General features: G+C 39.9%; 10 protein-coding genes. 2 read left to right on the forward strand and 8 right to left on the reverse strand.

Features of this window, described 5'->3' with window-relative positions; translation table 11 throughout:
- Positions 1–13: 13 nt before the first annotated feature.
- From H5117_RS16490 to H5117_RS16505, 4 genes are all read right to left on the reverse strand, one after another.
- A complete protein-coding gene (locus H5117_RS16490) occupies positions 14–1,537 on the reverse strand; it encodes an FAD-dependent oxidoreductase (RefSeq protein ID WP_182738680.1) in 1,524 nt (507 codons plus the stop codon).
- 227 nt (positions 1,538–1,764) lie between these two features.
- The gene (locus H5117_RS16495; RefSeq protein ID WP_182738681.1) at positions 1,765–2,958 is read right to left on the reverse strand and encodes an alginate export family protein; all 1,194 of its coding nucleotides are present in this window, start codon (positions 2,956–2,958) and stop codon (positions 1,765–1,767) included.
- Between the two features lie 9 nt (positions 2,959–2,967).
- Complete coding sequence (locus H5117_RS16500) at positions 2,968–4,710, reverse strand: bifunctional protein-serine/threonine kinase/phosphatase (protein WP_182738682.1); 1,743 nt, start codon at positions 4,708–4,710, stop codon at positions 2,968–2,970.
- A gap of 13 nt (positions 4,711–4,723) precedes the next feature.
- Positions 4,724–6,193: a NarK family nitrate/nitrite MFS transporter gene (locus H5117_RS16505; protein ID WP_024595623.1), complete on the reverse strand. Its 1,470-nt coding sequence runs from the start codon at positions 6,191–6,193 to the stop codon at positions 4,724–4,726.
- Positions 6,194–6,481: 288 nt separating this feature from the next.
- On the opposite strand from H5117_RS16505, the gene moeB reads away from it, so the two are divergent.
- Entirely contained in the window at positions 6,482–7,240 is a 759-nt protein-coding gene (moeB, locus tag H5117_RS16510) for a molybdopterin-synthase adenylyltransferase MoeB (RefSeq protein ID WP_182738683.1), read from the forward strand.
- Here moeB and H5117_RS16515 read toward each other — a convergent pair whose 3' ends face one another.
- From H5117_RS16515 to modA, 3 genes are read right to left on the reverse strand one after another with little or no spacing between them, the layout of a single operon-like run.
- On the reverse strand, positions 7,241–8,269 hold the full coding sequence (locus H5117_RS16515) for an ATP-binding cassette domain-containing protein (RefSeq protein ID WP_182737594.1): 1,029 nt from the start codon (positions 8,267–8,269) through the stop codon (positions 7,241–7,243).
- 1 nt (position 8,270) lies between these two features.
- Positions 8,271–8,948 (reverse strand): molybdate ABC transporter permease subunit, encoded by a 678-nt coding sequence (gene modB, locus H5117_RS16520; protein ID WP_007375247.1) that lies wholly within the window; start codon positions 8,946–8,948, stop codon positions 8,271–8,273.
- Complete coding sequence (gene modA / locus H5117_RS16525; RefSeq protein ID WP_024606456.1) at positions 8,935–9,636, reverse strand: molybdate ABC transporter substrate-binding protein; 702 nt, start codon at positions 9,634–9,636, stop codon at positions 8,935–8,937. Before modA ends, modB begins: the two co-directional genes overlap by 14 nt.
- A 96-nt stretch (positions 9,637–9,732) precedes the next feature.
- Between modA and glp the strand changes: the two genes are divergently transcribed.
- A complete protein-coding gene (gene glp / locus H5117_RS16530) occupies positions 9,733–10,950 on the forward strand; it encodes a gephyrin-like molybdotransferase Glp (protein ID WP_182738684.1) in 1,218 nt (405 codons plus the stop codon).
- 54 nt (positions 10,951–11,004) lie between these two features.
- Here the strand turns inward: glp and H5117_RS16535 are convergent, their stop codons facing one another.
- Positions 11,005–11,457: a hypothetical protein gene (locus H5117_RS16535; protein ID WP_024599117.1), complete on the reverse strand. Its 453-nt coding sequence runs from the start codon at positions 11,455–11,457 to the stop codon at positions 11,005–11,007.
- Positions 11,458–11,616 lie beyond the last annotated feature (159 nt).

An 11,616-nucleotide genomic window follows, 5' to 3' on the forward strand; every position in this document is an offset into this window, starting at 1 on the left:
AGTGTGCTTTAATTTATGCAGGCTGTTTTACAGGCTCATTAAGGGTAACTACGTTAATAGTGTTACTTGCCTTAGCGAGCGCGCTGTTTATTACATTTTGAACGAGCTTTTCACACCCTCCACAGCCTGTACTGGCTTTGGTGCTTTGCTGCACACTTGCCAAATCTATGCAGCCTTTAGCGACTGTTTGTTCAATGGTGTGTTTAGTTACTTTATGACACGCGCAAATAATGGCGTCATCAGGCAAGTCATCGGCGCTTAGCTCTGCTATGTCGCCGGCAAGGGGCATAATGAGCGCTTCGGGAGCGGTGGTAAGTTGAATGTCGTTTAAATGATATTGCAGCAAATTGTCGTAATCGCTGGTATCGCCAACAAGTACCGCGCCAATCAGCTTATTACTTTGTGAGTTAGTGACTATTTTTTTATAAATACCATTGGCTTGGTCTTCAAAGTAATAGCTTATTGTGCCTTCGCTGCGTGCATGTGCATCGCCAATAGAGCCTACTTCAACACCCATTAATTTAAGCTTGGTGCTCATATCGGCACCATTAAATTCATCGGCTTTATTGTCTAAGCCAGTACTTTGCAAAGTACCTTGCTGCGTATCTTGTAAAATATGCCCAACTGCTATTTTAGCCATGGCGTAACCGGGTGCCACTAAGCCAAAAATAAAATTATTCCACAGTGCACATTCACCAATAGCGTATATGTTTTTATCACTCGTTTGGCAGTGGTTATTAATTACAATACCGCCGCGCTCGCCTAACTCTAAATTAAACTCGCGGGCTAAATTATCATAAGGGCGAATACCCGCCGAAAATACAATCATGTCTGTTTCAAGGGTTTTGCCACCTTTAAAACACATTTTATAACGGCAACTTTCGCCTTCTACTATTTCCTCAGTTGCTACCGCTGTATGTACAGTAACGCCCAAATCCGTAATTTTGTTTTTTAGTAACCGACCGCCACCAGCATCAACTTGTACACCCATAAGTTGCGGTGCAAATTCTATTACGTGAGTCTGTAAACCCAATTGCTTTAATGCGTTTGCAGCTTCAAGCCCCAGTAAACCGCCACCAATTACCACGCCTACTTTGCTGCCGTGGGCTGAATTTTTTATTGCGTGTAAATCGTTAATGGTGCGATAAACAAGGCAATGCTCGCGATCTTTACCCGGTATAGGCGGTACAAATGGGAATGAACCTGTAGCAAGCACAAGTTTGTCGTATTCAAACAATTCCCCTTTAGCGGTCGTTACAGTTTGCGTATCACGATTTATATCAACCACTTTAGAATGAGTATGAAAGCGTACTTGCCAATCGTCATAGGTTTTATTACATGTAAGTGCGAGGTCGTCTGCGGTTTTGCCTTTAAAAAAAGAGGATAGTTGTACACGGTCATACGCTAAACGGTCTTCACCGCTAAGTACCGTAATTTCAAATTGCTCATCAGCTTGATTTTGAGAAACTAGCTGCTGCACAAAATGGTGCCCGACCATTCCGTTTCCTACCACTACAACACGCTGCTTGCTTAACATTCACCCACCTTAAAGTGATACCTATTTTAGTAATTGACTAAAATTGAAATCGAATAATTTGTTATAGGTTTGTTATAGCAATATGTAAGCCAAATATATAAGCATTTAAAATCAGCAAGTTGCCTACATTGGTGCAGAGGTAAAAAGCATAAAGTCCCACAAGATGGTGCAATTGCACCATCGTGTGTCGCTATAAATTACAAGTGAATATTAGAAGATAGAGAGGGTTAAAATTTAGCGCTCATCCATACCCACAATTTTTGAGTATCGACTTTATTAGCAGCAGTATCGCCCGCTGAGTAATCAGCATACTTAACACCTACTGCGTATTGTTTATTAATAGGTTTAACGTATTGTACGTTTAGTTCACTGCCTAAATCGTCAACCCCATTTGATTGCTCATTAGCATCAAAACTGTGATAAGCCACCAGCCATTTTCCGTCAAACGCTTTACCGTTTAAGCTTATGTAAGTGTCGTCCAAACCTTGTGTGGGTGTATTTAAAAACGTATCTGTCCAACCATTAAATTTATGTAACGTGGCAAGCGGTGTTGCAAACCCGTAATCGCCATTATCAGAGCCAAGTGACTCTATGCCAACTTTTAATGTTACTGTTTTTATGCCCAACCCATTTAAATCGACAGCGCCTTCAAGTGCATAGTAATCGGCATCAAAATCACTCACGCTTGTTGAAGCAGACTGCGTTGCATACTCCGCTTTGTAATAAAATTTTATGTCGTTTAGGGTTTTATTACCGTTAAAAGAAACGCCATAAGTATCTAAACTGTCGTCTTGTAGTGCATCGTCACTTAATAAGTAACTGTATAAAACCACTTTACCGTAGTCTGTTTTAAAGCTTGCATTAATTAAATGATCGGACGATTTAATGTCTTTATCGTCAGCAAATATGCGGTTACGCTTATTTAAATAACTGTACTGTAAATCTATGTTATTAAATGCGTAATTAATGGTCGCGGCATCAAAGGTTTGTCTGTCTTGGCGCCAACCTACGTGCCCAACAAAACGCTGCCCATCAAGAGCTATTATTTGGCGCCCTACTTTTAGCGATAGACCATCGCGGGCATATTTAACAAAACCTTGGTCTATCTCGGTGTTTTCTGGGTCTGCAATAACAGAATAATTAGTGTTTTTCCCCACTGTATTGTTGTAATCATCTACGCCCAATAGGCTGCGAGTGTCTTCTACTTCAATAAGTGCTGAAAAACCATTCACCTCGTCTGTTTGATGCGTTAAGCGGGTTCTAAGTGTTAAGCCGCTTGCATCTTTTAGAGCATTTTCTTGATCAACGCTTTCAAAACGCAGTCTAAAATCAAGATCAGTTTGCGCAGCTTGGCTTATTAAAGGCGCAGTGAAGCAACCCAGTATAAAAATAATAGGTAAGTTGTTCTTGTAATTAAGCATTTTGGTTCTCTAAGTTTTAATTATTAATACACATACCAAAGCAATAAATAAACACAGCGAAATACATTTCCACACCATAACTGGATCGCGTTTCATTATTGAACTTTTATTAGCGGTACTTTCTAAATAAGGATTAGGTTTGTTGATATCGTTTATAAACTCAGAAAAAGCTTGGTATCTGAGCTCAGGTTTAGGGACAAGCGCCTTCATAAGGGCTTGATCTAACCAAAACGGAATATCGGCTCTGTATTTACGAATACTTGTGTAATGCCAATGGCTGTAATCTTTTGGCGCTACGTGGTTAAGTGGCAGTGGTTTATAAGGCAATTTTGAGCACAATAACTCATATGCAATCACGCCAAGTGAAAACAAATCACTTTTAAAATCGGCGTGCATAGTAATAAGTGTTTCGGGTGCGGTGTAGTCGGCAGTGCCTTGCGGGCAATCATCCGCAATTTGTTTAACCGACTCGTCCATAGCCGCAACACTTACTGTGCCGTAATCTATTAGCGTTACTTTACCGTGCGCATCTATCATTACATTATCGAGTTTTAAATCACGATGTACCATATCGAGTCGCTGAAACGCCCTTAGTGCATGTACTATTTGTTCAATAATACTGCGTACTTGGGTTATTTCTGGGTGCGGCACGTCGTGCTTCCAATCACTGAGTGTTTGCCCGTCCATGTACTCACAAATATGATACAAAAAACGACTCTGCGATTGCGTACTTAGCACTTTCATCACGTTTAAATGGTTTATGCGTTGCCCTACCCAGCCTTCTCTTATAAAGCCTTGAAGGTAGTGCACATCGTCTTCAAAATTAACCGAAGGTGCTTTTAAAACCACTGGCGGTATATCGGGCGCTTGTTGCACTAAATAAATATGCGAGCGACTACTGGCATGCAATTTACGAATAACCGTGTAGTCATCAATTTTTTGCCCAACATTAAGCGCAGGTGGAATTTTGCGACGAGTTAGCGAATGATAAAGCTCATCTAGTTTTTGCTCAGCAATATTTTCTACTTTTACCAGTAAACAACTTACGTTGTCGTCACTGTCTCGTGCTAATGCAAGTTCGGTAATTGCTTTAGCTGCATTTTCTAAATTAGTGCACTCGTTAATTAATTTAGCTATATCACTACTTGGGAGCACATCGTGTACGCCATCGCAGGTTAATATATAAATATCGTCTGCTTTTAGGTCAACCTCGTATACATCTATTTCTTGATGAAGTTGCGCGCCAAGAGCACGCGTTAGCGTATCGTTTACTTTGTGATCCCGTGTTATTGCCTCTATTTTATTTCCTCGCAAGCGAGTAATACGCGTATCACCTAAGTGGAATATATAACCCGTTGCCGACTTTAAAATAAGTGCTGTAAAAGTCGTCATCCAATCGGCTTGACGCTGACCTAAGTGATTGTAATTAACCGATTGCGAATAAAGCCACTGATTTAAACTTGCTAACACCTTCGACACTGACTTTTTAACCGCCCAACTTTCGGGGGTATTTAAATACTCATTTATAAAATGAGTAACCGAAAGTTGAGACGCTTGTTTAGCATTTTTTGCTGATGAACACCCATCGGCTAAGCAGGCAATAACGCCTTTAGACTCTTTTTCTTGCGCTTTGGTATTGAGAGCTGCAAACGCATCTTGGTTTTCTGCTTTTAACCCTTTAGCACTGTGCCCGCCAAATGAAACGTTGAGTTCATTTTTTAGCGATTTAGCGTGGAGTGTTTCATCAAACATAGTCAATAATGCCTTAAGTCACTGAAATAAGTTCAACGGTGCCGTCTTCATTTACTTCGGTAATATGGCCATCTGGTTCTCTCATAAAAAACAGTGCAGCTAGACCAAGTAATGCACTACCCGCAATAATGAAAAAGAAAGTTTGATAATCAACAAGTGACAATGCCGTTAAGTACACTACTGCACCTACATTACCGTAAGCACCTGTCATTCCAGCTATTTGCCCAGTTAAACGACGCTTAATTAGCGGTACTGCGGCAAATACAGCGCCTTCACCAGCTTGCACAAAGAACGAACACGCCATAGCCGCAACAACTGCAAGCCATAAAGGCCAAGATGCATCAACCAAGCCCATTACAAAATAACCAACAGCAAGACCTGTCGTAAGTACAATAAGTGTTATACGACGACCTAATTTATCTGAAATCCAACCGCCACCTGGCCGAGATGCTAAATTCATAAATGCATAAGCTGAGGCTAAAATACCCGCGTACACCATATCAAGCGCAAACACATCCATAAAAAATAGCGGTAACATAGATACAACCGCAAGCTCAGAACCAAAAGTTGTAAAATATAAAATATTTAAAACAGCCACTTGCTTAAACTCATAACGATGCGACTCAGGTACAGGCTCTTTAAAAATATGACCATTTACGTCAAAGGTTTTATACACTTCGTAAATATAAAGCAGAACTAAAAAAGCATACACGGCAAGTACAAAGTTAGCCGAAATTAGGTTAGCACCGGTTGGTGAAAGCTTCCAAGTAAGTAATGCTAGTGCACCATACATAGGGATTTTCATAATAAGAAGTAATACAAAGTCGCCTTTACTGGTTACTTCCATTGCGCCTACTTTTTTAGGCTTAAAGTATGTACCGCCTTTTGGTGTATCGGTTACATTTAAGTACCAAATAATACCAAATATAACGCTTAATACACCCGTTAAACCTACAGCGTAACGCCAACCATCTTCGCCACCAAACATAAGTGCAATAATTGGCAATAACATAGCCGCTGCTGCTGAACCAAAGTTACCCCAGCCGCCATAAATACCTTCTGCAATGCCCAGCTCGTTAGCAGGAAACCATTCACTCACCATACGAATGCCCACAACAAAGCCAGCACCAATAAAGCCTAGCGCAAAACGCGCTATAGCGGCTTGTTCAAATGTGGTTGCCATAGCAAACATAAAACACGGAATACTACAGGTAATAAGTAGCGCGGCATAAACAATCCGGGGACCAAATTTATCGGTCAGCATACCCACCACAACACGGGCAGGAATAGTTAACGCTACATTTAAAATTAGTAATGTTTTAACTTGTGCCATGGTAATACCAAGCGAGCCCGCAATTGCACCTAATAAAGGAGCATGGTTAAACCATACAAAAAATGACACAAAAAAGACCATCCAACTCAGATGTAATACTTTCATTTTTCCTTTAAAGGATATTAAGTTAAATCCAGAACTCGGTTGCATGTTTATTTCCTCGTAAACGTATTATTGTTTTATAAATGCCCCACTCTTTTATATGAGTAGTAGCTCAAACTTTGTTAAATTTTAGTTAACCAAACACAGCAATTACTGAGCCACTAATTAAAAACCATATATTTCAGCTAGTTATATGTATTTATTATTTTAATGCGTTATAGTTGCACTATATGAGTGAGGGGGTAAGGGCTGTTACAGTGCAAATAAAAAGCGTTACTACTTGCTCTAGGATTTAACAAATTGGTATTGTTCAAAAAAAGTATGAGATATTTAAAAATGCAAAAAGCACCGTTAACGTACCAACAGCAACTACGCTATTCTCGGCATATTATGCTGCCGCAGCTTGATATAGACGGACAAGAGAAACTATGGCAATCGCATGCTTTAATTATTGGTGTGGGTGGGCTTGGATGTGCGGTAAGTCAATACTTAGCGGCATCTGGCGTTGGCACGCTTACCTTAGTTGATAACGATGAAATAGACGTGACCAACCTGCAAAGGCAAATACTGTATAAAGAAAGCGACATTGGTAGCTCAAAATGCAGTGTTGCAAAAAAACAGCTTAACGCACTTAATAGTGAAATAGATATAAACACCATTGAGGCATTTTTTGATGTAAATACCTCTACAGAACAGCTATTTAATAACATTGATATAGTGATTGATTGCTCAGATAACCTAGCAACGCGTAATGCACTTAATAGCGCCTGTTTTAAAGCTAAAGTTCCGCTAGTGTCAGGCTCTGCAATACGTATGGAAGGACAAGTCGCGTGTTTTACTATGGATGAAAACAGCCATTGTTATGGTTGTTTATCGCAATTTTTTAGTGAACAAACACAAAGCTGCTCTGAATCCGGTGTGCTCTCTCCTATTGTGGGGCTAATAGGCAGTATTCAGGCAACTGAAGCGCTAAAAATGCTTGCTGGTTTGCCAAGTGGCTTAGACAAACACTTATTGCTGGTGGATGGTTTAAGTATGGAATTTAATCGTTTTAAAATAGCTAAAAATAGCCAATGTGCGATGTGCAGTATTTAGTTATTCTAGATTACTGATTGTTGTATAAAGCACATCGCCCACTTTAAAGTCGTTTTTGTCCCACACTCGTCTTGAAGCCAAGCAATACAAAGTTTGCCCGTCAACATTAAGCGTTAACTGCCACTTATTATTAATAAGCTCAGCTTGAGTTAATACCGACCTTAAAACATTACTGTGCGTTATTTGCTCAGGCTTTAACGCACTAAGCGACATTTGCTCACTTTCAATAATTAGCTTATTACTACTATCGACAAGTGCAGGAAGCACAAAAAGCGGTTGCTCACTTTGCTGTAATTGCAGTTGATATAGCCCGTAGTCTTTATCAAATTTAACCACATCGTAATTAATTAAGCTCAGCGGTGTTTGCCTGTCGTTTGCGTAAATAGCCTTTGCAACGTGCGCACTTGCACCTTGGTTTATCACCTTACCTTTATCAAGCTGAATAAGGGTATCGCAGCAAAATAGCAGCTCTTTTAATGAGTGACTTACTATTATAAATTTAATATTAAACTTAACGGCTAACTCATTGAGTTTAGTGAGCGTTTTAAAACGCAATGACCAATCAAGCGCACTAAAAGGCTCATCAAGCATTATAAATTTTTGACCGGCAAGCAAAGTGCGCGCAAATACTACACGCTGGCGCTCGCCACCCGATAAGCTTTGTACATCACGATTTAGTAAATCTTGTAATTCAAGTGTTTTAACAACGTATTGAAGCGTTAAGCTGGTTTGCTTATTTTCGCAGTGTTTTTGTGTAAACGCTAAATTACCTGCCACATCTAAATGAGGAAACAACGGGCACGATTGCAACTGAAGCGTTATACCGCGTTTATCACTTGGCAACTCATGCACTGGCTGATTATTAATATGAACACTTTTTGCAGGCTCTAAACCACTAATACAACGCAGTAATGTTGACTTACCGGAGCCTGAAGGACCGTAAACACCCAATACATTAAACGACTCAAGCTCAAGGTTTATATCTAAATCAAAATTATTGAGTGCTTTAAAAAGGCTTAACTTAATCATGTTATTGCTTAACCCCTACAATGCTTTTATTAAACTTAAATAACAGCACTAAACAGGCAAACGAAATAGCCAGTAAAATAAGTGAAAGCTGATGCGCCGCCGTATAATTTAACGATTCAACATGGTCATAAAGCGCAATAGACACCACCTGTGTTTGCCCCTGAATATTACCGCCAATCATTAATACCAAACCAAATTCACCCAATGTATGCGCAAAGCCTAAAGCAAATGCGCTACCAATACTGGGTTTTAAAAGCGGAATAATTAAATGCACAAAGCGTTTAAATGGGCTTAATCCAAGCGCAATGGCAGCTTCGTTATAGGTTTGATTAATATGCTTAAACCCAGCCACAAGCGGCTGCATTACAAAAGGCAGCGAATAAAAAAGCGAGCCAATAACCACGCCCTGAAAACTAAACGCAAGCTGCGTACCCGTTAGCCAAAACCAAAACTGCCCAAAAGCGTGATCAGGCGAAAACAAAACAAGTAAATAAAACCCTAACAACGTAGGCGGTAGCACTAAAGGCATTGCAATTAATGCCTCTAAAAATGGTTTAAATTTACCGTTATAGCCAGCGAGCTTGTATGCCAGCGGAATACAAAAGATAAGAAGGAGTACTGCGGTTATAAAGGCAAGTTTTATAGTTAACCACAGCGCGGTTAAATCACTTTGAAGCATTGTTATCCTTTATTCTGTAACCTAATTCAATTAACTGCTGCTGCGTAGCCTGCGTCATTAAAAATTGCATAAGTTGCTTAGCGCTAGCATGCTTTTTAGTCGAGCTAATAATAACGCCTTGTTGAATTATATCGGGATATTGATTGGTAGGCAGCACGGTGTAATCTAAATATTTTTGATCTTGCGTGTTACTGTAAGCCGCCTTTAGGGATGAAACAGCCACCAGCCCTACTCCTACATTACCACTTTGCACAAACTGAAACGCATGCGTAATATTATTCCCGTACACATAATTTATTGGTTTTTTAAAATGGTTATTCGCGTAGTGCTCTGAGGCACGTCCGTATGGTGAAAAACGCGGATTAGCAATGGCTACTTTATCATTTACTTTTTCAGCTTTGGGTTGCCACAAAGCAAGTTCGCCTAACGCGTAAGTGATCAAACTACTTTGCTCGGCATAACCTTCTTTAATAAGCGATTGCGGGCGAAAATCGTCGGCCGATAAAAACACATCAAATGGCGCGCCATGCACTATTTGCGAATATAAAACACCGCTAGAAGCGGCTGATATTTTCACGTCAACATTAGGTAATGGGGATTTTTTTAGTAGGGTTTCCAATACAGTTTTAAAATTACTCGCTACGGCTACATGCAGCGTTTCTTTTGCGTTTACGCTGCACGAAAGCATGCATATCACACACAAAAAATAACCCAACCATGTATTGTAAAGCTTTGACATTATAAGTATTGTTTCAAAATAAAATGATTTAAGTAAGCAATATATATGAACGATGTTTGCAATGCACCCGGTTTATTACCAATTGAAACTGCAATACAAAATATACTTGGCACAATAACGCCTGTTAAAGACGTTGAAACCATTTCTATAATGCAAAGTGTTGATCGCGTTTTAGCAAGCGATGTTAAGTCAACTATAAACGTACCCGCTCATAACAACTCAGCAATGGATGGCTATGCGCTGTGTATTTCAGATAAAAGCTTAACCTACACACAAGTAGGCAGCGTGTTTGCAGGTCAAGTTTTTGAAGGAACACTTACCCCAGGGCAATGCGTAAGAATAATGACCGGCGCCGCCATTGCACCTGGCGCTAACGGCGTTGTAATGCAAGAAAACGCCTCGGTTGATGGCGATAAAATTACGTGTACTACGCAACCTGAGCTAAATGAAAACGTGCGTTTTGCTGGCGAAGATATTGCTATAGACGACGTTATTTTAAAAGCAGGCGATAAATTAAAAGCCGTTGATGTGGGATTACTTGCATCGTTAGGAATTGCGAATATAGATGTGGTAAGAACCCTAAAAATAGCCGTGCTTTCTACAGGCGATGAGCTAATAGAACCTGGTCAGCCTCTTAAGCAAGGCGCTATTTTTGAAAGCAACCGCGCTGTTATTATTAGTGCGCTGCAACAAAAAAATATAGACGTGCTTGATTTAGGAATAATCCCTGATGACAAAGAACTCATCACTAATGCATTTTTAAAAGCGAACGAACTTGCCGATGCCGTAATAAGCTCAGGCGGTGTATCGGTTGGTGAAGCCGACTTTACCAAAGAAGTGCTCAACGAAATTGGCAGTATCCACTTTTGGAAAATAGCCATGAAACCAGGCAAACCTTTTGCCTTTGGTAAATTAAGTAACAGTTACTTTTTTGGCTTGCCAGGTAACCCTGTGTCGGCTGCTGTTACGTTTAATCAGTTAGTAGAGCCTGCACTGCAAAAGCTGTCGGGTCTTGGTGACGTAAACCCTAAAATGCGCTTTAACGCTGTTACTACATCCGTCATTAAAAAGCGCCCTGGCAGAGCTGACTTTCAGCGCGGTACTGCAACAATTAACGAACAAGGTGACTTGGTAGTTGCCCCGTTTAATAAACAGGGCTCGGGTGTACTTTCGTCGCTTAGTAAAGCTAACTGTTTAATTGTAGTGCCAGCGCAAAGCGGCAATATCGAAAAAGGCGCAACAGTAAGTATTGAGTTGCTATAAAGCCTAAAATGCTACAGCTAACTGTATAATTTAGCTGTAGCGCTGCTGCAAACCTTAAAATATTTTTATATTTAATGTTTGAATTAAACAATTTAACTTTTCGCTACGCCCTACAAACTCTTCCTTACTTAATCTATTAACGCACTTCAGCGCGTTTTTAGTCGCAAAGTATCTATCATAACTTAGGCTTCTTTCGCATTTAACACTATACGTTGAGGGCCAAGAGCCACCGGCACCCGTTGCTATGCCAACAACGTTACATGTAGCATCTATATACTGCTCCCATGCTTTTATTTGCGCTTTAACTGCATCTACTTGGTAATCATCAGTTAGTTGCGGGTAGATCTCATCCATCATTTTACTGATTTTAGTTTTGTATCTATTGCCCTCTAAATTATAAGTATTGCCCGTGTGCATTGCACCGCCTTCTGGCCAATCATCAGTACTTTGTGCAAATGCGCCAAATGATGAAATAGCAAAAGCAAACCCAATAATAATTTTATTCATTTTAAATCCCTTTAATACCAATCTGCTTATATATGGGGTCTATTTAACGTTAAGAAAATTACGCTAGAACTAGGCAAAAATTTTTGTATCTAGTTGTTCTAAATAAAAAATTTTTAACGACGTTATAGTGCAATTTAATTCGTTAAATTGATCAAAGAT

Source organism: Pseudoalteromonas sp. SG45-1 (assembly GCF_014164135.1).
GTDB classification, from domain to species: domain Bacteria; phylum Pseudomonadota; class Gammaproteobacteria; order Enterobacterales; family Alteromonadaceae; genus Pseudoalteromonas; species Pseudoalteromonas distincta.